Annotated in this window: 19 protein-coding genes; 7 read left to right on the plus strand and 12 right to left on the minus strand. The window is 32.0% G+C overall.

The window, feature by feature from the left end:
* Positions 1-40 precede the first annotated feature (40 nt).
* The 4 genes from ACYEKI_RS15430 to ACYEKI_RS15445 all read right to left on the minus strand — a co-directional run bounded on the left by ACYEKI_RS15430 (position 41) and on the right by ACYEKI_RS15445 (position 2,439).
* Positions 41-565, minus strand: coding sequence for a GNAT family N-acetyltransferase (locus ACYEKI_RS15430; protein ID WP_459212099.1), 525 nt, complete (start codon positions 563-565; stop codon positions 41-43).
* Positions 566-644: 79 nt separating this feature from the next.
* Complete coding sequence (locus ACYEKI_RS15435) at positions 645-1,286, minus strand: hypothetical protein (protein ID WP_459212100.1); 642 nt, start codon at positions 1,284-1,286, stop codon at positions 645-647.
* Positions 1,287-1,311: 25 nt separating this feature from the next.
* The gene (locus ACYEKI_RS15440) at positions 1,312-2,061 is read right to left on the minus strand and encodes a hypothetical protein (protein ID WP_459212101.1); all 750 of its coding nucleotides are present in this window, start codon (positions 2,059-2,061) and stop codon (positions 1,312-1,314) included.
* A gap of 21 nt (positions 2,062-2,082) precedes the next feature.
* Positions 2,083-2,439 (minus strand): winged helix-turn-helix transcriptional regulator, encoded by a 357-nt coding sequence (locus ACYEKI_RS15445; protein WP_459212102.1) that lies wholly within the window; start codon positions 2,437-2,439, stop codon positions 2,083-2,085.
* 91 nt (positions 2,440-2,530) lie between these two features.
* On the opposite strand from ACYEKI_RS15445, the gene ACYEKI_RS15450 reads away from it, so the two are divergent.
* On the plus strand, positions 2,531-3,127 hold the full coding sequence (locus ACYEKI_RS15450; RefSeq protein ID WP_459212103.1) for an NADPH-dependent F420 reductase: 597 nt from the start codon (positions 2,531-2,533) through the stop codon (positions 3,125-3,127).
* Positions 3,128-3,175: 48 nt separating this feature from the next.
* Positions 3,176-3,541, plus strand: coding sequence for a YybH family protein (locus ACYEKI_RS15455; RefSeq protein ID WP_459212104.1), 366 nt, complete (start codon positions 3,176-3,178; stop codon positions 3,539-3,541).
* A gap of 19 nt (positions 3,542-3,560) precedes the next feature.
* Here ACYEKI_RS15455 and ACYEKI_RS15460 read toward each other — a convergent pair whose 3' ends face one another.
* Together ACYEKI_RS15460 and ACYEKI_RS15465 are read right to left on the minus strand one after the other, a co-directional pair.
* Positions 3,561-4,400 (minus strand): alpha/beta hydrolase, encoded by an 840-nt coding sequence (locus ACYEKI_RS15460; RefSeq protein ID WP_459212105.1) that lies wholly within the window; start codon positions 4,398-4,400, stop codon positions 3,561-3,563.
* 30 nt (positions 4,401-4,430) lie between these two features.
* Entirely contained in the window at positions 4,431-4,727 is a 297-nt protein-coding gene (locus tag ACYEKI_RS15465) for a hypothetical protein (RefSeq protein WP_459212106.1), read from the minus strand.
* A 282-nt stretch (positions 4,728-5,009) separates the two neighbouring features.
* Between ACYEKI_RS15465 and ACYEKI_RS15470 the strand changes: the two genes are divergently transcribed.
* From ACYEKI_RS15470 to ACYEKI_RS15480, 3 genes are all read left to right on the plus strand, one after another.
* Positions 5,010-5,834, plus strand: a complete 825-nt coding sequence (locus ACYEKI_RS15470) for an MBL fold metallo-hydrolase (RefSeq protein ID WP_459212107.1) — start codon at positions 5,010-5,012, stop codon at positions 5,832-5,834.
* Positions 5,835-5,909: 75 nt separating this feature from the next.
* Positions 5,910-6,779, plus strand: a complete 870-nt coding sequence (locus ACYEKI_RS15475; RefSeq protein WP_459212108.1) for a helix-turn-helix domain-containing protein — start codon at positions 5,910-5,912, stop codon at positions 6,777-6,779.
* Between the two features lie 125 nt (positions 6,780-6,904).
* The gene (locus ACYEKI_RS15480) at positions 6,905-7,333 is read left to right on the plus strand and encodes a nuclear transport factor 2 family protein (protein WP_459212109.1); all 429 of its coding nucleotides are present in this window, start codon (positions 6,905-6,907) and stop codon (positions 7,331-7,333) included.
* Between the two features lie 209 nt (positions 7,334-7,542).
* Here the strand turns inward: ACYEKI_RS15480 and ACYEKI_RS15485 are convergent, their stop codons facing one another.
* From ACYEKI_RS15485 to nrfH, 6 genes are all read right to left on the minus strand, one after another.
* Complete coding sequence (locus ACYEKI_RS15485) at positions 7,543-10,476, minus strand: RNA-directed DNA polymerase (protein ID WP_459212110.1); 2,934 nt, start codon at positions 10,474-10,476, stop codon at positions 7,543-7,545.
* A gap of 176 nt (positions 10,477-10,652) precedes the next feature.
* A complete protein-coding gene (locus ACYEKI_RS15490) occupies positions 10,653-11,411 on the minus strand; it encodes an SDR family oxidoreductase (RefSeq protein ID WP_459212111.1) in 759 nt (252 codons plus the stop codon).
* A gap of 514 nt (positions 11,412-11,925) precedes the next feature.
* Positions 11,926-12,726, minus strand: coding sequence for a cytochrome c biogenesis protein CcsA (gene ccsA, locus ACYEKI_RS15495; RefSeq protein WP_459212112.1), 801 nt, complete (start codon positions 12,724-12,726; stop codon positions 11,926-11,928).
* Positions 12,723-13,973 carry a cytochrome c biogenesis protein ResB gene (locus ACYEKI_RS15500; protein ID WP_459212113.1) on the minus strand — a complete coding sequence of 417 codons (1,251 nt, stop codon included), beginning with the start codon at positions 13,971-13,973 and terminating at the stop codon, positions 12,723-12,725. The genes ccsA and ACYEKI_RS15500 overlap by 4 nt, the downstream gene beginning before the upstream one ends.
* A 199-nt stretch (positions 13,974-14,172) precedes the next feature.
* Positions 14,173-15,669, minus strand: coding sequence for an ammonia-forming cytochrome c nitrite reductase (gene nrfA, locus ACYEKI_RS15505; protein WP_459212114.1), 1,497 nt, complete (start codon positions 15,667-15,669; stop codon positions 14,173-14,175).
* Positions 15,662-16,309 (minus strand): cytochrome c nitrite reductase small subunit, encoded by a 648-nt coding sequence (gene nrfH, locus ACYEKI_RS15510; protein ID WP_459212115.1) that lies wholly within the window; start codon positions 16,307-16,309, stop codon positions 15,662-15,664. The genes nrfA and nrfH overlap by 8 nt, the downstream gene beginning before the upstream one ends.
* Positions 16,310-16,685: 376 nt before the next feature.
* On the opposite strand from nrfH, the gene ACYEKI_RS15515 reads away from it, so the two are divergent.
* Together ACYEKI_RS15515 and ACYEKI_RS15520 are read left to right on the plus strand one after the other, a co-directional pair.
* Complete coding sequence (locus tag ACYEKI_RS15515; protein WP_459212116.1) at positions 16,686-18,947, plus strand: tyrosinase family protein; 2,262 nt, start codon at positions 16,686-16,688, stop codon at positions 18,945-18,947.
* A gap of 5 nt (positions 18,948-18,952) precedes the next feature.
* Positions 18,953-21,139, plus strand: coding sequence for a LodA/GoxA family CTQ-dependent oxidase (locus tag ACYEKI_RS15520; RefSeq protein ID WP_459212117.1), 2,187 nt, complete (start codon positions 18,953-18,955; stop codon positions 21,137-21,139).
* The last annotated feature ends 6 nt before the right edge of the window (positions 21,140-21,145 follow it).

Consider the following 21,145-nt stretch of genomic DNA (forward strand, 5'->3'; position numbering starts at 1 on the left):
TTCGTTTTTATTGATTAATGTTAAGTTTAAACGGAAACAATTATGCTTTTATTTCGAGTTTCATCATGATGTCTGTTTGTTCATCATCACCTAACTTAAAAATATGTTTATCAAATGCTTTAAATCCATTTTTTTTATAAAAGCTAATGGCTCTATGGTTTTCTTCCCATACTCCTAACCATACATAATCAACCTTTTTTTGTTTTGCAATTGCAATTGCCTTTTCATACATTAATTGTCCGATTTTTTTTCCATAAAAATCTTTTAACACATAAATACGTTGTATCTCTAGCGTATTTTCATTTTGGATTTCGGTTTGAGCACGTCCAAGATTAACTTTTAGATATCCTATTACCTTGTTTTCTAATTCCACAAAATAGAATTCGGAATTCTTGTCTACTAGTTCTGTTTTAAGTTTATCTAAAGAAAATTCACGGTCTAGATATCGCTTCATATTTTCTTCTGTATTCATAGGCGAAAATGTATCAGAAAACGTTTGTATCCCTATTTTTTGTAATTGATCAACATCGTCTATGGTGAGTTTTCGTAGTTTAGTTTGCTCCATTATTTTAATCTCTAAATCCTAACTATTTTAGTTTATATCAATAATACTAGTAGGATAAAGTTAGTTAATATTTTAGAATCTAATTTTCTGAGTTGTTTTGAAGTACAAGTCCTCGTTCATTATCTAGTACTTTAAACACTTTTTTTTCTGATGCGTTCCAACTTTCTTGTGCTCTAAAATTAGTTCCTTTAGTCTTATAATTTACAGTGATCACATTTCCTGTAATTTCTAATTGAATCTCATCAAATGTATTTTGTACAGTAGCTGTATTAGGTATTCTAGGACAGTTTGAATTTTCTAATGTTTTTAAGACCTCTATATCAGTAGCAAAACTTTTCCTCAAAAAGCCTAAATGTTCAGCAGAACATTGACAACCTAATGCTAAGGCTGTGATTATTTTACATTCTAAATTTGTATACTCCTCATTAGGTTCATCATTTTTCCACCAGCAATCATTTCCTACAAACGTTGCTATATATCCTATAGCAGCTCGTTCTACATCTGTCATCGTTTTGATGTAGCTTTTATTGAGTACGATCTCGTTATATGTTCCATATAATGCCGAGTCATATTTCATTTCTCTCCATAGAAATCGCACCACAGTATCTTTTAATTTTACTGTCGAAAGATCTGGTGTAGTTCGTTTTTTAAATGTTGTTGTCTCTTCTTTACAAGCAGAAATAAGAGTTAGTAGTAAGATTGTCCAAACTATATTTTTCATTTTAATATGAAATTACATTTTACATTTACTTCCACCAATCTTTTGTTCCACTTATATTATAATCAGCCCATCCTTTTTCGTAGTATTTAGGATTAGGACTAAATTCTCCTGCTCCTATATCAAAATCTTGATTTGCATTAGGAACCCTAAAATCTGCCCAGTTACACATTTTTCCTTTATTAGTTTTATAACTTTTCCAAACACCTACAAATGCGTTATTAAAATACCCATCTGAAATAAGTTCTATATCATCATATTTAATTTGATTATTAGATGTCATATACCACCTAGAATATAATTTACCCGTAAAAAAGCCACTATGCTTTTGATTCTTATCTTCTTTAAAATCATATGAAGCAATAGCAACTCCTTGAGCTTTTATTCCTTTACTTTTGTATTCATCATCGATACCAAAATGAAACTCTTCTACTTCTTTAATTAATTTTAATTCTATTTTTCCTCTAAAATCACAAATTGTTCCTTTTACTAATGACTTGCCATAAACATCATATACATTTGGATCATTTGTATCTCTTTCAATTGAAATTATTTTTATTCTAATCCTCTGATGATTCTTGCCTATAATTCCTAATATATTATCATTCTTTGTATGCTTCCATAATGTTGAAAAATCAAACAAATTGTATGTTGTTAATACATTTTCATTTTTAAGCTGATCTCCGAGTAAAAACTCATTTAAAAACTTTTGATCATTTTGTCCTATTGATATCTTAGTTATTAATAAAACTATCCAAACTATACTTTTTACTTTCATATATTGCTTTTAATTGATGATTTATTTTTGAATTAATTCTTTTGTTTCTGTTCCCCAATTATTCATCGCTTCTAAAACTGGAATAATCGTTTTTCCAAATTCCGTTATCGAGTATTCTATCCGTAAAGGAACCTCTTTATAAATAGTCTTTTCAATGATACCATCTGCTTCCATTTCGCTTATCGTGTTGGATAGCATTTTATCACTAATATAAGGCAATACTTTTTTTAATTGATTGTATCTAACAACACCTTCATTTATTTTCCATAATACGGCAGGTTTCCATCTTTTTCCTATAAAACGTAAGGTCGTCATAAACGGACAATCATACTCAAGAAATTTTTCATTTTCAAAATTGGTAGATGTTAGTTTTCTCATAATAACCTTTTTGTTAGTTGCTTTCCATTTGGTAATCCATTTACAAACCTACAATTTTGCCTTGATTTTTAAACAATTAAATAGTATTAATATGAATATTAGTTTTATAGGTGCTGGTAATGTAGCATCTCGTCTAGGTACTTTATTTAGTAATGCTGGACATACTGTAAAATATGGTACGCAAATGCCAAAAAATAATGAGGCATCGCTTTCAGAGGCTTGTAATTTTGGTGATATTGTTTGTTTTGCTATTCCTTTTCAAGCAATGAAAAGCGTTTTAACCATGCATAAAGAGCGCTTAAATGGTAAAATTGTCGTTGACATTACCAATGCCATTAATCTAGAAGATTGGTCTCCTTTATTTTTGGGTGAAGATAGTGGCGGTGAACAAACATCACGTATGTTACCTAATTCAAAAGTAGTTAAGGCTTTTAATACCATTTTTGCTGATGTAATGTCCAAAGAACATCAAGAGTTTAACAGCCAAAAACTAACTGCTTTTATCGCTTCAGATCATACAGATGCTGCTACCACGGTTAAACAACTTGCTGAAGAAGCTGGTTTTCATGGGCTAATTGTTGGTGGTATAAAAAACGCTCGTCACTTAGAAGCTATGGCACATTTAAATATTGCTATTGCATTAGGTGGTGGCGGAACCGATGCTGGTTTTACGTATTTCCAAAGGTAAATACTCATGCACTCTTTTTTAATCTTAACAATTTTAACTTTCAATCTGATGATGGCTCAACAAACTCCCACTATGCAATCTTGGACAGACGCTTGGATGAAAGCCGAAGCCACAAGTTTTAAAGCAGTTTATGCTAAAAATGCTATACTTTTTCCGCCTAATAAACCAACAGTTCACGGAAATGATAATGTTCTAGAATTTATGAAAGGTGGATTAGGTAAAGTAGCTGTTTTATTTGAACCTACTACACTTGTTATGAGCGAAACACTAGCTTATGAGCAAGGTATTTTTAAAGATGTTGATCTTCTTACTAAAAAAACTTTGGGACAAGGAACTTATGCTGTTATTTGGATTCTGGAAGATGGGTTATGGAAAATTCAATGTCATACCTGGTCTATGCCTAGGAAATCTTAATTATATAAAAACCACATAATCATGTGGTTTTTGTTTTAAGCTTTTTATCTTTTATTTTTTCCAAAATATACTTTACAAAAAAGCTTTCTTTATCTCCTAATTTGTGAATAATCTGATAATGATTTAATTCTTCATAGGCATAATACGCTAGAGTTGCTATAGTTTTGTTTTTAGTGTATAATCTTTTAGATTCATGAATAAACAATTCAGTTTCTTTAGTTCCAACACTTAACAGTACTGGACACTTAATTACCGATAAATTTTTATTTATAACACTAAAACTTTCTACATCATTTTCACTTAAATCTAATACATCATTTAGGTAACTATCCTTTATAGGTTGCAAATCAAAAAGTCCACTTAAACTACACATAGCTTGTATATGTGGTCTTAATGTTTCATTCATTAAATAGGTCATCAATGTCAAATGACCACCTGCTGAATGTCCTGTAAGAATTATTTGATTCGAATCCCCATTATATGTAGCAGCTTCTTTTATAATCCAATGCATTGCACTTTTTATATCCAGCAAAACTGTTTCCATATTTACTTTTGGGATCAACCTATAATTCACAATACATACTGTAAAATTATGTTGTATATAAGGCTCTGCTATAAAACTATAACTCGATTTATCTAGTCCTCTCCAATACCCACCATGTATAAATATCAATATCGGAGCGTTTTTTACTTTTGACGGAAAAATATCTATCGTTTGTAATTCGTCCTCACCATATTTTTTATTCAAAAAACAGGTATAGGTATTACGTACTCTTTTAGATTCTTTTTCATTAAAATCTAAATAACGTTGGTATTCGGGATGACATTGTCTTAGGTTTAATTGTTTATGTGGAGTCATAACTTATACTATTATATAGCTCTTTAATTTTCAATCACAATATGCTATTATTCCTTCATTACATAAAATAGCCCTATCAAGAATCTTCTGTAAAACATCGATTTCATCACCTATAAGATTACTCTCCATTATTTTTGAATACATTTGCTGTATCATTTTGGTACTCCATCTAAAATCTGAATAATAATCAAACCTTGCAGCTATAATTCCTTTCTTAATAAGCTTATTAAAGCTAGTTTCGTCAACTCCTGATAAATACATCAAATCAGCTTGTTTAGGTGAGTTGGGTTTTGATTGATTGTCTTTTATTAAATAAAAATCAAGCATGTTGTAATTTTAAATTAAGCTTTTACATCATTTGTTATAATGCTTATGTTCTTATCAGTTTATTTACTTTAGACTGAATAAACTATATTCTAATCTAATTCATCGTAAACAAATATAACGATACTACATCAGCTAACAAACTTTGGTTATCGTTCAAAAAAGTAAGCCCATTTCTAAAACAAAAAAGACTACGTTATCAAAATGGTATACCTTTATTTATGATTGGTAGGTCTCTATCGCTCCAAAAAAATCACCTTTGCATTATCAAAAAAGTATAATACAATGAAAAAAATATTTTTATCCGTAATTGCTATAATTACCTTGTCGTCATGTATCATTTCGCAAAAAACAGATACAAAAAAAGTACGGCTTCAATTTATTAGAAATGCTACTTTAAAACTTGATTATAATGGTACTACATTTCTTGTAGATCCTTCTTTATCTCCCAAAAACAGTTTTATGTCTTTTGTAGTACCTAATAAAAACCTCAACCCTACCATTGATTTACCCTTGCCTATTGATAACATCACAAAAGGTGTAGATGCGCTATTGGTTACACATACTCATCTTGACCATTTTGACGAAGGTGCCAAAACCCAATTAAATCCCGAACTTCCGTTATTTGGACAAGCTTTTGATAAGAAAACTTTTGAAGAAAGCCCTTTTAAAAACATCACTTTAATTGATCATAAACAAACGTATAAAGGCACTACTATTATAAGAACCAAAGGGAAACACGGTCCAGATCAACTTATCGAAGCTCTTGGTGAGGTTTCTGGTTTTGTTTTACAAGCAGCAAACCATCCTACTGTATATATCGTTGGTGATTGTTTATTTGATGACGAAATTAAAAATACAATCAAGACCTATAATCCTGATATTATCGTCATGAATACTGGTGGTGCTCAATGGGGTGGTGCAAAAATCCTTATGGACGAAATGGATGCTATAGCTTTGGCTAAATTTGCTCCAGAAGCTCAAATCATTGCGGTACATATGGAAGCACTAGACCATTGTAAAACTACTCGTGAAGTTTTAAAGCAAAAAGCTAAAGAAGCTCATGTTGCTATAACAATTCCTAAAGATGGCGAAACCTTATCGTTATAACTCTTTATAAAAGAAGCTTTAGTACCTATTTTGGTTATCGTTAAAAATAGTTTATCTTAAATAAAAGTATAGAAAATGCATTATATCAAGTTTGATAAAACTGTTTGCGGAGTAAACTTTTTACTCAATGTTATTGATTTTCAGTCAGGTTGTGCTTTTGAATTTAACTCAGAAACGCAATCTGCCGATTACTTTCAAATTTACTTTATTAAAAAAGCTAGTGGTTTTCTAAAATTAAATGACGAAGTCATTACCCTAGAACCTAATACTGTTGTTTTTATCTCCAAGCATCAACATCATTCATGGCATGGTGATTTTTCAACTATAGAAGGACAACTTCTTGTATTTCAAGATGACTTCTTAAACAACTTTTTTTCTGATCAGTATTTTATTTTTAGATTACTCTATTTTTACCAAACAAAATATCCGTTAACCCTATCTATATCTGCATCTTACTTAAACGATACTTTAGTAAAACTAAAAGAAATAAAAAGAGAATTGGTTACACCCAAAAATGATAGCGTACATCTAATTCGTTCGCTTTTATATTATATTCTTATAGCCTTAAATCGTCATTATTCTGAAACAAATGCATTAAAAGAAGCTATTGCTTTGGATAATACGGCTTATCAATTCAGAAAATTGGTCGAAGAAAATATTTCTTGTCATCAACGGGTCGAAGATTATACTGCTTTAATGAATATTAGTCGAATTTCTATTAATAAAGCTGTCAAAGCGCAGTTTAATGTAACTGCTACAGAATTTATCAAATCGAGATTATTATTCGAAATTAAAATGAAGCTTATTCATTCTTCAAAAACCATATCCGAAATTGCACATGAATTTCATTTTTCTGAAGCCAATCACCTTTCTAGGTTTTTTAAACAAAAAACTGGGCTTACTCCTATAGCGTATCGATTAGATTATCAAAATGGTACATCTTAATAAAGAGTTGGTAGGCAGTTACTAGCGTAATCACAGCATCTTTGTAGTAACATTATAATTGATAAAATTTTAAATCAATGACACGTTTACAATACGCTTGTTTAATACTACTAACATTTTTTACCATGATGAATACATCTAACATACAAGGACAATCAAAAATGCATACAAAAGAAGCTATACGTCAAGCCATGGATCATCTTATAGATCGTGCCACCAATTTTGATATCGATGCACTAGATACGATTTATCACAACGATTTTCATACAACACTAGTAATGCCAGATGGAAAAGTAACTACCTATACTAAAGAGGAATTCAAAGCTCATTTTGCAAAGCAAGCTCAAGAAGGAAAAACACAACTTAACACCTGGGCAGATTGGCATGATTTCCACATATTGGGTAACTCGGCTGTTTGTGTATTGACTAGAAAACACAGCGGAATGAATGGTGAGGAAATGCTACTCTTATGCAATATAGAACTCCGTTTTGAAGATGATCGCTGGCAAGTGATACGTGAAGCTATTTTTTTAAGACCATTATCTGAATCTTAATATTGATTTTGATAGTTTTCTATTTCTTGGCTTTGGAATATCCTTATTAATTATAAAATACGGAGTTCCAAAGCCGGAATAGTTTTTATTAGTAATTGTTAGATTTTATATTTTTGATTGAATGTAGATTTAACCCAATCTTGAATTTCTTTAACTGATTCTTTTACCTTTTTTAAGAGAACTATTATTTAATAGCATAATATTTGATTTTATCTTTTGTTAACATTTTCTTTATTAAATAGAGGAGGTGTAGGCTTAAAAGTTTTTAATTCTTTCTGTTTAAAATATTCTTTTTCTTGAAAGTTTCTTAATTTATCAATGTCTATTGTTCCTGTAAGAACAGAACTTTTATTACCTCCTTTTAATCTCAAAATATCTTTATCATTTGAGTTTGTAGGCTGAATTATTCTACTATCTCCAATATCTGAAGTATTTGATTGAATATAATAACAATGTACATCTCTTGATATTGATTCAGCAATATTTGAAAAATATTTCCAATCTTTATTAAATTCAGAAGCAAAAATTGCATCTACTTTAGATACAAATAAGGATCTATCTTGAACAGAAGCTAATTCATAACAATTAAACACAGTAAAACTTAATCCTTTCCATTTAAAAAGATTATAAAAATTCATATTATTTGAAGGTACTCTATGTCTAATACTTTTAATTAATAAATCCTCTTCGGGAGAATAATAATTTTTTAATCTAGGTATAATAATACATTCCTTAACATTATTAATTTCTATAGGTAGAATAGTAATTAAATAATTATAACAATATCTATTAATTGAAAAATGTTCTAAACCACCAATAATAGCGCGTTGCTTCCTTCTAGACTCATCTGAAATTCTAATAAGCCATTTAAAGGGAACTGTTATTTCAGGTAGTAAAAGAATATCTGCTTTTTCTTCTTCTGTTTGATTTAATATTCTTACTAGATTATTTTTTTTAACATTTGAAAAAATAAGTTTATTCTTAATTGAATTTTCAATTTCTGTATTATGAATTTTATGATTAGCTACTGCTATTGAAAATCTATTTTTTGGTATAGATTTTAAATTAACTCCAATTATTCTTTCATTACCCTTATTATCAACAATTTCAAATAATTTTGATTTATGTTTCTCTTCAAAATCATTCGTTAAATCAGTTCTATGCTCATAATTGATTTTGTAATATAACTTATAACTTTCTTCTAAAAGATGTTGTGAAGAATTAGGTTCAATTTCATCTTTAGTTATGAGAGATGAGAAAAATTTATGAATATTGCATTCGAAAAAATTTATATATCTAGGTGAATACTCAGCTTTATGTTTATCTATAGTAATATTTTTAAGATTCAATTCTTTCTCTATTAATTTTATTTCATTCTTAAAAACTAATGGTTTATAAAATGGAGAATTAAATTCTGATGAATATCTAGTGAAATTCAATAATGGAAAACTAATATAATTATGTCTAATCAAATTGGATTCTCTCAATAAATTAGTTTTATTAATAAGATACTCAATAATATTCTTTTCAAAAATTAATTTGATCTTTTTCTCTAGATAGGAATCCTTTTCAAATAAAAAACTGGGTATTAATGCTACAGAAATTGAAATACAATATTTCAAATGATTCAATAAAAACTCTTTTACATCTTCTTTCCTATTTTCAATAAAAGATTCATCTATTGCTTTTTTACATAAATCTATAAACTTAAAAAACTCTTTCTTTTTGTAATTTATAACGAAATAAGTAGAAACTTTTTCCCATAACTGATAAAACTCTAAAGATAATTTACCCTTAAAAAAAGTTAATATTTGCTCGTCAGTTTTTTCATTAGGTTCCTCATCTGCTAATAGGCTACTTAAAATTCGTTTAGCAAGAAAAACAGAAGCTCCAAACTTACTAGGTAAAATATTATTTAAACTTCTTAATTTATTTATTGAATCTGTATAAATCAAATCATTAGCGCTTTTATCAAAATCTTGACTATCCTTCTCGTCTTCTGGCAATAACCAAAAAATAGAACTTGTCTCTTTTAATTTTTTTACAAAATTGTTTAATGCTGCGAAAGATTCCTTATGATTAAATTCAAGAATAGATAATTTATTTTCTTGAATATATAAATTATCAGTTTCAAGATCATTATTTTGACAAAATTTAAGTAAATACCCTTCTTTTTGAATAGGTTTAAACAAATCTTTGTCAATAAAATATTCCTTAATAAAATTATTTAAATCTTCATTTTCATCATGACCTCTTTGAATTTGCGTATTAGCTAAAACTATTATTATATCATCAACATATCTACCATAAAAAGCAGGAGATAGTTTTTTTGAAACTTTTTTATCAAAATTGTCTAGATGCCAATTACCCAGAATACCAGAGGAGAGTAATCCTATTGGTAAAGGATATAATTTTTCTTTTTTAGAGGAAAAATCTTGCGTTTTTAACTTGAGTAATTCAAAATATTTAATATGAATTTTTTCAAGTAATTCAGTAAAAAAAATATTCTTAGTTGAAATTTTTTCTTTTATATTATTAAAATCTAAAGAAACATTATGAAAATATTTTTTTACATCTAATTGAATTATTGTTACATCTTGCTTTTTTGTTAATAATGATTTTGCTGTTTCTATCGAGTTATCTCTCCATTTCTGATAATTATTAAAGTATTTATCGTATAATCTTAATCCTTTAGTTACTTCACCTCTATCATCTAAAGATAATTTATAACCATAATTATATCTATCATATGATTCTTGTAATTGATAACCTTCTTTTATAATCCATAAAATAGAAATTAAATGAATTTCAATTGGCGCATCTAAAATGAAATTCGTATCCTCTAGTTTAAATGGTAAATTTGCTGAACGATTAGAAATGATCTGATTATTTGTAGAATAAGTATATTTATTCCCATAAGACTTCGGAATCTCAATAACTTTCATTTCATTTAAGAATTCACTTATATCACCTTCAGTCGAACTGTTAAGTTTTTCTTGTAATCTAGTTAGTTTATTTTCTATACTTTCTTTATTCTCAAACTCAGCTAATTTTATTCTTACAAATGATGAAAAATTATCATAATAATAATAACTCTTCAACTTACGATAAGCTAATTTTAAATCTACAAGTTCTATTTTCATTCACTTTTTTATAATTATAAGTAAAGTAGTTAATGAATTCACATTCTTAAAATATGTTTATATCTCTTTACTTAAAGGTATGTCCCATACCTAAAATATTTTACATTAATAGTTTTAATAAAACTATTCCTTTCTAGACTCTCTATTTTACGGTTTTCCGTAAACACCTTATTTTTTTATGGATTTGTTGCCCAAACTGTAACGGTATTGACAAAACCTACATCGTTCATTGCTAACATCGATAATATGGTATGTGCTATTTCTGTAGGTTTTAGTTTGGTTTCGGGATTTTTTGTGGTATAGTCGATTTTTTCTAGAAAAGGAGTGATGACTTCACTAGGATTAACCTGCATGACACGTATATTGTGTTTTCTTAATTCGGCTTGCCAACTTTGTGTCATTCCGGATACGGCAAACTTACTTGAGGCATAACTTGTTCCTCCTGCAAATCCTTTTTGAGCGGCTGTAGATCCTATATTAATGATATTTCCATAGTTATGTTGGATAAAATGTTTTGCTGCATATTTGGCAACCAGAAAAGATCCTAAAACATTGGTTTGCCATACTTCTTTAAAATCGGCTATGGTAGTATCTGTCAAGGATGCCATTCTCCCTATTCCTGCGTTATTGATAATCACATTGAGTCCATCCATTTTTGCAATGGCTTCATCTATTAATCGCGCTACATCTTCTTCGTTTGAGACATCGGCTACAGTACCATAAACATTAAGTGTAGTTATTGCTTTTTCTAGAGATTGAGCTGTACGCGAACAAATAAAGACTGTTGCTCCGTTTTCTTTAAGTAATTTTGCAGTTTCATAACCTATTCCTGTACTTCCTCCAGTAATAAGTACTTTGGCTGTTTTGATTTCCATTAATGTAATTGCTATTTTGTTTTTATACTCTAATTTAGCAAATGCATCTTGTTTGGACACTTTCTTACAAAACTTTTTTACCAGTTTTTTTAATTACTTTTTCTTCATATTAAAAATCTGAGCCTGATATACTGCATTTCTATTATAATAACTAAAACCTCAAAAAAACCATACATCATCAAACTCAGATTCTTTTATGTTGTTTTTAATTCGATACTTAAAGTTACTCATTTCTTATGACATCTTATAGTGTATAAACCTTTGATTTTATACGGGATTTGTAGTTAGTGATAAGTCGTAATTAAAGAGTATTGAGTCTTCAGTGAAGAGTGGAGAGTGAAGAGTGATAGCCTTCGATAAACTCAGGCTACAATTATATTCGTTATCCAGTTTAGATTAAGAATCCTTTTAAATTTTAGATTTAGCGTTTTACATTTTTGATTCAACCCAACTTATCTCTCGTTACTAATCACTCTTAACTTATAAACTCATTAAAAAAGAAGAAGCAGTGCAAAACATACTTCTTCTTTTGGGAAAGGATTATGAAATAGCTATGTTTATTCTTTTGTTAGTTTTATTGTGTATAGGTATGTACACTGGTATTTGCTACTGGCAAATAATTAACGCCAAACCAGCATATAATTAAGACTACAAAGGCTAAAGCCAATATACGTATCGCTTGTTTGCTTTTATGCGGATGAAAATACCTATAGTGTATGTATATCAAATATCCCATCCAGGTTAAAAACGCCCAAACTTCTTTTGGATCCCAGGTCCAATAATGTCCCCAAGCTTCTTTTGCCCATAAGGCTCCAAAGAGTAATCCTAAAGTTAAAAAAGCAAATCCTATATAAACTAGATTGTCTGCAAGACGTAATGCATTCATAGAGAATGTACCTTTATACATATCCCACATTGCTTTAAGAGCTACTATACTAGATGCTGCTAATACTGCATAAGAGAATAAGTACACTAATACATGAGGGATAAACCATGGACTTTGTAATGCTGGCATTAAGGTTTTTGAATACGTCTCTGGATTGAGGTAATTGATAATCAAAAACATTCCTGCCATACCTATACTATAGCCTAAAAACCATTTGTATTTCCATCTATAATAAGTTACTACTCCTACCAAGGGTAAAAATACGGCATACCACAATCGAGTTTCGCCTAGAGTACGCATAGGTGGTCGTTGTAACTCTATCCATAATTCTTTTACAAAATATAATAATACTCCCCATCCTGCTACAAATGCAAGGATAGCTACAGTTGTTAATTGCTCTTTTTTATAACTAGTTGCCAAAAATACGAACCCAATAAACCATAGTAACACTATGATAATACTGTATAAAGGAAAATCTATCCAAGTCATAAGGCCTCTTCTTTATTAATTTTACTTCCTGTCCAAAACATATATACCGCTCCTATAATCATCATAAAAATTCCGATATAAATAACGGGTAACCACGGATCTCTTACCAGTTCGATCACACTTAAATTTGACCATTTACCCATGCGATCATCATAACTCAATTGATAGAGTTTATACCCTTGATATGCTAGTGGTTTGTTTACTTCGAGTACAGCTTCTTCTCTACTTCCATCCGGATTTAAGAGCGAAATATCCGATGCAAATTTCTTAGCTTCGGGTATGGTCATCACTACAGAGAGTTCGTCATTAATTTTTAAAGCTTCATAAGGATGTCTAAAACTTCCGCTACAAATCCATCCTGTTATTTCTTCTTTAGTTTGTTTATTGGTTACTTTAATTTGAGCCGAAGGAGGAGAACCTGCTTCATTTACAAATTGATACCCATTAGCAACTCTTCCAGACGAAGACAAAAACGTTAAAACTTCTATTTCGTATGTTTCAAAAGGATATGTAATTCCCTCTTCTATTAGGTATAAATTCTTTCCGTTATTGTGTACTATCTTTCCTTCTTCATTATCTACCAAAGCCAACTTAGGTAGGTATTCTTCCATTTTAAAATCTTTAAGATATACAGCAAAAGGCAATTCGACTTGTTTCCCGTCTATATCATAAGCAATTAAACTAGGTTTTCCTTCATACGTATCTAATGTTAATCGTTGTAAATCACCTGTACCTACCATTCCGGCTACTAGAGCTAGAAAAAGTCCTAAATGATTTAAAATAAACCCTGTATTCTTCCATTTAAATTGCAATACGCGTTTAATAGTTACCAATCCTAAACAGCTTAAAAACAACATTAGGATTAAAATAAAGCTCCAGTGTGTGGTGATATGGTTTAATCCTAAAGCAGTAATCCATTTATTTTCTGAGGGTACTTGCGGAAAAGTTCCCATGAGCATCACCATAACGGTGACTAAAACTATGCTGCTAATAGATGCTGGAACTTTAGTCATCCAGCGTACTAATTGTAGGTTTGAACACCATTTAAATGCAATAAACAAAATGGCAACATAACCTAAAACTGCATATAAATTATACGGAAATTTAAGTATTAAAGCATTATGAGTCGGGATCATCAGTTCCATTAAAAAACCCGTAAAGATCAGTCCTAAACCTATGATAAAGGATTCTGAGTATCCCCAAGGAGTTTCCCATAATGCTTTTTTATTATGGGGTAGTGTATTCATATTCAATAATTTCTTTCGTGTAATCTTAGTATCTCTTACAGCATTTATCATCTTCTTTCTTCAACTACACTATGCTATTCACTTCTTCTTTCTTTTAAAATATAGGGATTGTCACAGCGTTAAATAAACAATCCCTATATAAACTAGCTCCATTTAAATAAGCTAAACGGTCGTTAACCCACCAGAGTCCGTCTATGTCTTATTTGTCATAAGTAGCTTCCCTCTTTGCTGCTTCTGCAGTCCACTGAGGTAATAGTTCTTTTTTAAATTTTTCTTTCTCTGCTTCAAGTTTCTCCATAGGTAAGCCTATAAATTCTTGAGCTTCTTTTTTGGTTTTAATTGGTGGATAAGGTACCTCTCCTTCAAAACCAAGTGCTATTAATAATTTAGCTAATTTGATACGCCCTTCTTGTGTCACTTCGATACCTTTAGAAATCACACGTCCAATCTCAACTGGTGCATGAAACGAACCACCGTGTGATGCAGCAGCATAATCCCATCTCCATTGCCCGTGACGTATGTCTTGTAAAATGTCTTTCATCTGCTCTTCTGTAGCTCCTAGATCCCAACATTGTTTTGCTTCTACGTGAGCTCTTACTAATAATTCTTCAAGTTTATCTCTGTTTTCGATAATCTTATCTTGATTATCAAATACATTAGCCATCAAAGTTTCTGATTCTTCTCTATGACAAACCTGGCATGAATTTGCTACATTGTTTAATGGAGACTGGATGTGGTGATCTGTAAATTTTTGTCCACCTTCTGTCTTATATGGCATATGACAATCTGCACATGATACGCCACGTTTACCGTGTATACCCATTTTGTATACTTCATACCCTGGGTGTTGTGCTTTAAGCATTGGTGCTTTACTCAATTTGTGTGTCCAATCTACATGCTGGATACTATCGTAATATGCTTCCATAGCTTCTACATTCTGTCCTCCATCCCAAGGGAATACTAAGTATGGAGTACCTTTTTTACCAGGCAACTTCTTATCAAAATAGTACTCTACGTGACACTGTGCACATACTAGTGAACGCATTTCGTTATGAGAAGCTTTGGTGATATCTTTTCCTTGACGCTCAAAAGCTTCTATCAATGCAGGTCGTGTAATTTTTAAGTTCATTGTTTCAGCATCATGACAATCTGCACAACCTATAGGGTTTACAATCTCGCTACCTAATCGTGACCACTTTCCTTTGTAAAACTCTTCGATACCATGCTCATTCATTACTCTAGGTACATCTGGAGATTTACACGTCCAACATGTCGCTGGCATAGGGCCATCATCTGGCCCAGTAGGGCCTCCTGTACGTAATGAGTTTTGTAGATCTTCGATAGCATAATAGTGTCCTCTACCTTGGGTATAATCTTTGGAGAAACCATATCCTGCCCATAATACCACCAAACGTGGATCTATTTCTAGCATATCGATAACAGCATTACCATTGTATTTTGATCTAAAACTCGTATCTGCTGTTTTATAATACGATTGAAATTCTCTTGGGAAATTCTTTCCCCAAACTTCGTTTCTTGGTTCTAATTCATTAATTTCTACTTGAGGGGTATAGGCAAATTGAGCTTCCATTTTACGCTCAGTAATAGAAGATACCATTAACCCAAGTAAAAACACTACGACTAAGGAGACTAGGAACAACATCCAATTCATCCAGGGTTTTCTTTTACTACTCATGATCTTCTTGTTTCTGTTTATTAGTTTCAGTTTTCTGTTCTTTTTCTTCTTGCTCTTCGGTTAGCATATTGGTTAGCCATTCTGGTAACGTCTCTTGATGTTCTGAAGGTATCTTACCATAATACTTGGTAGAAGAAAGGCTATGTACACTACCATGTGGTACTTCTTGATGACACTCCCAGCATTTGCGAGTAGTTCTACTCTCTTTGTGATTGGCTACCCATCCAGATAGCTTTACATCAGTCACCTGATTTTGATGGCAACGAATGCAATTGTCTTGCACTACTTCATTTCCTGCTGCTTTCATCTTGATTACCTCTGGCTCATTGCGCAGTAAAAAAGCACTTGCATGATTAAATCCATCTTGGGCTTTAAAAGCGTATTTTTTTACAACATTATCTTGCGGTACATGACAATCGTTACAAGTTGCCCATTCTCTATGCGAACTATTACTCCATGTCGTGTACTGAGGTGTCATTACATGGCAATTAGCACAGGTCTTAGGATCATCTGATAAATACGATACCGCTTTGGATTCAATAAGCGTATAAATAGAAAGTCCGCAGAAAGCTCCTAATAATACAAAGGCTGGTACTCGCCATTGTTCTGGAGGGGTCAGAAATTTGATCAGCTTTCTCATATCAAACTATATTTTGTTACTATTCAAGTTCTGAATTTTAACAAGCGATAACTATACTATCTACTCCTATCCTCGCCTTCTTTATCGGTTTTCTTTGTTAAAATTTTATAGTACAAATGTTCACTTATATTCCCTCTTATAAAATGATATTTATCAATTGCTTAATTTTTTCTTAAAATTTTTAATGGTTAAAAAAATGGGAAATCCACAAGGTGATTACGCTTTTGTTATAGCTTAATTATCAATCCACTTACAAACAAAAACAATAACCTAAAAAACAGGTATTTATACGCTTATCCATGCTTAAGCTTTTTTGGATATTTGAGTAAGAAGCAAATCTCATACTCTTTTCTAATAAAGAAAAACTCTTATTATTATGTCAAAAAAAGGTAAACAAAAACCATTGTATGAGCAGGTAAAGGATATCTTAAATACTTTACAAGGTAAAAATGTACCTAGTTACCAAGGATTACATGCCTTCTGGCTTGATCCTGATACCTTTCAAACTGCTTATTTATATGGACAACGTTTAATCGCTCCCAAAGAGGATACAACCACAACACAAACTACAAGTTGTTGTGGTTCAAAAAACACGGCTCCACCTCAACCCACAACTCCTTCAAATTGTTGTGGTGAGGATACAGATGCTAATACGATACAGGCAGTTCCTATAGCTCCAGAAGGTATAGCTGCTAGTCCTAGATTATCGCAAAGTGATCCCAAAGATTGCTGGCCATCTGGTGGATCTGGAGGAAGTAGTACTCCTATAGAAACTTCAAAACGCAGTGATCGTTCTGCTATTATTAGAGGACTAAAAGGATTACCTCCTTTTGATGGTTCTATTTTCCCTAAGTTATTATGGGATGCTGCTTATGAAGCTACTCCTGATCAAATTGCAATAATAGCGAGTTGGATTGATGCAGATTGCCCTGTTGAGGAGGACAAAAGCAAAGACAAAGAAAAACAACAAATACAGATAAAAGCAGTACAACTTTCTAATCTTAAAGCGTCACTAGCTCGAGGCGAAAGTTTACATACGGTTTCTACCGAAAAAACTAATTTTAATACCCAACGTTGTAAAGATTTACACGTGCGTAAAGAAGTTAGTTCTCTTACCAAAGAGGAATTGGATACGCTTAGAGAAGCGATCAATTGTATGTATCAATACAACAACTTTTTACAAGACGAACGCAGTTATGATCATTGGGCTCGTATACACACCGATTCTTGTCAGCATGGTTGGGAACAATTTTTACCTTGGCATCGTTTGTATCTTTATTTCTTTGAACAAACATTACAAGATTATGATCCTAGTATTACCTTACCGTATTGGTCATGGACAGATTATAGTGATGTTAATCGTACTTCTTTTAATAATTTACAACCTGATCTTGGGGTCTTACCTGAAGCTTATGGTTGTTATTTAACACAAAAAGGCTTAGATACTCTAAAAGATGATCCTAATGCTAATCTTAATACCAAAGAGATTGCTGCCTTAGAAAAAATCGTTAAAAAAGGAACTATTTATAATTCTGGAATACGGTTTTTAAAGGCTGCAGGCATTCCATATGAAATCATTAATCTTAATGGTGTCGCTACGTGGAGTAATAAAATTAGAGCAATCTACAGAGTATTGAGAAAAACCAATCCATTGTGGTTTCCTAATCGATGGCCTGGTGCGATGATGTCTCCTACTCAATATCCTACTCCAGGAGATATAGATAATTTATTGGCTCTGGATAATTGGTCAGACTTTGGAGGTGGCCCAACTTATGATCACCATTTTGGCGCTTTAGAAAAAGTACATAATGGTATGCATAATTTTTCTGGTGGAACAAATCCATTTTTTCCTAATCCTAATGCGACTTTCGCTTCAGCAAAAGAATGGGTTGCAGTCTACGAAAAGTTAGGATTAAATCCGCCTAATCCACAAAGTATAGAAAATCCTCCTTTTGGATGGATGACTGATAATCGTATCACTGCTTTTGATCCTATTTTCTGGGCACATCACTCTAATGTGGATCGTTTATGGGCAAAATGGCAAGAGCGCCATAATGGTACTCCTCAACAAATGAATGGTGCATTGGCACCATGGTCACTTACGGTACAAGATACTATGAGTATACAGCAATTAGGATATACCTATATGAGAGATACTGTCTTTTATGATGTACATAATGATGTAGGTTTACAGAAATTTAATTCAGATAAAAAGACTTTTTCTTCAAATACTTTAGATTTACATCGCAAAGCCGAAATAAAAATTCACCGTGTACGTAGAGGTAATCTTCACAATGTATATATACGCATCTTCATTAACACCCCTGAAGCTTCAGTAGATACACCTACATTAAACAATCCAAATTTTGTTGAAGAACTCAGTACTTTTCACGGTACTTGCTATGGTGGTCCTGGTCATTGTGACCTTCCGTTAAGCAAAACAAGAGCCAACGATTTACGTCCATTACATCATCACGAACCTCGTAATTATAAAATTGATGCTACAGCTGCAGTAGCACGTGTTTTAAATGCTGGTGCCAAAGATATTACTATACAATTAGTTGTTATAGGTATCGACGGACAAGCTGTTGATAATGCTTTATATATAGATGGCGTATCCCTAACCTTTTTTGACTAAATATCATGAGTACACATAACACTACTTTTAAAATACATCCTAGTATAGGTATTGCTCGATTAGGTAATGCCCAAGATAATTTTTACTTAGCGCCAGAACAACCAGGAGCTCGCCCAATTGAATGTGACGAAATGGGACGCGAAACCTTTGATAAAGATGGTAATCCTGTGCGTGTTGCTAATTTTAAAGATGAAAATGATTTATCCAAAATAAGAAAACAAGCCGCTCGTTTTAAAATCTTTGCCTATAAAGATGAAAATGATACTGAAGGGACAGAGGTTTTAAAAGGACATACCTATAACTTTGTTAATATCTCTTCTATCACCGCTCCTACTACAGTTCAAGGGACTGTTACCGATATCAATTGGACTGTACATCTTGCCAACAAAAAGGCGTCTTGGTATGCGTTTAAACAAACTCAAGGATTACATGGCTATGCTCCTGATCATCCTTTACGAAATCCAGAAGTAACACAACCTGATCTTCGCAGACAACTTATTATTGATCCAGGTCCTTTAACAGTGAATTTGAAACATCATTTAGGGCATTTTGCTCGCTTTGATTCTGATCTTAAGCAAAAGGATAATAGTAAATTTCGTAAAGTTAGTTATCCGCAAACATTTCCGCCCAAAGACATCAAACCTAATCCTATTGATACACTAGGAAGCGTTATGGTTAACGAACAGGATAATCACATTCGTTTAATCGTATTGGGAGGTGAAGGTAATTCTGGTTCTACAAAACAACCTGTTATTACCAATTTTGTAAATAATGATGGTTGGTTTGACGATATTTCTGATGGTCCTGTAACCGCTTCTATTGAGTATGAATATGAAGAAACCATATTTGACGGTGATAAACCCATTGTCAAAAAACAAAAAGGAACTATGGATGTACAGGTTCCTGCGTGGGTAGTCGTAGGATATCCTAGGTATGCTCCAGAAATGGAAGACATGATTACTATGGACGAAAATATGTTTGACCTCTTTGTTAGAGAAATGGCTTATAGACCTACTATTTATGGAGTCGCTCCTTTTGACAAAAAATCGAATAGTCCTAGTAATCCAGAAGAGTTAAGGCTCTGGAAAAATCAAGCGCATTTTAATCCAGATTACTTTCCTAAATTTTATAGAGACATCTGGCCTATTTTCCGTAGACCTAATGATTATCGTTTTTCTTATGATTTTGATAATTTCTCTGGAAGTGATCCACATAACAGAGGTACTGGAGGTAATCTCAATGCTGCTGTTCTAGGGCAAGTACCTATAAACGGAAAAGATCCTTGTAAACGCTATAGAGAATTTGTTTATAGCATTATGAGACAAACACATCAACGCAATGTTTTTGAAGTACAAAACAATACCAATAAAAGCTTTAACAAACCTAGGTTAATGCCTATGCTCTGTGGTAATAACCCATTAGACAACACGGTGCCTGATAAGTTTTTATCGATGACTCCTACTCAACTTTTCTTTTTAAAGCAATGGGTAGATGGTAAGTTTGTTAATGAATGTGATGAATGGGGCGAAGAAAATCCTAATTGTAATAATCCTTGGGCATCTCCTCCTACTACTGGTGTAGGGATAGATCGTGGTGTTTTGGGCAATGTATTAGGTGGACCGTTTTGTCCTGGAGGTGAATTGTCATGGATTGTAAATAATCCCGCTATTTATAGCGAACCTTATCGCATCAATCACGCTAATTATATTCCTGGACAACTTAGTTTACCTATAGTCGTAGATCCTAATAACTCTCCTAATCTTGCTCAAGGCTTAGAACCTGGTGATTTAACAAAGTATATCGGTATTCCTTGGCAAGCAGATTTTCATGAGTGTACAGTACAAGATATCAATATCACTTATGATGATTGGGTTAATATTCATTTAGACTCTGTGGGAGATCCTGCTCAAGAAAAGATTGCGTACAACGTACCCTGGTGGCCTGCTCATAGACCTATAGTGGTATTTGAATCTCCTCAAGGTCCACAAGTATATTGGGCTTCTGGAATACCTGGGAATAATGCAGGGGATTTGCAAATGGTACAAGCATGGAAAGATCTTGGTTTTTTAACTACACAAGGAAGTGGTAATGATCGTGTCTTTTATCAAGTAGAACGCAATAATGAAGCTTTGGGGGAACCAGAACAGCCTGGTGATCGTATAAAAGGACATACGTTTAACGAAGAAAATTAAATTCTT

It is taken from the genome of Aquimarina rhabdastrellae, assembly GCA_947387485.1.
GTDB lineage: Bacteria > Bacteroidota > Bacteroidia > Flavobacteriales > Flavobacteriaceae > Aquimarina.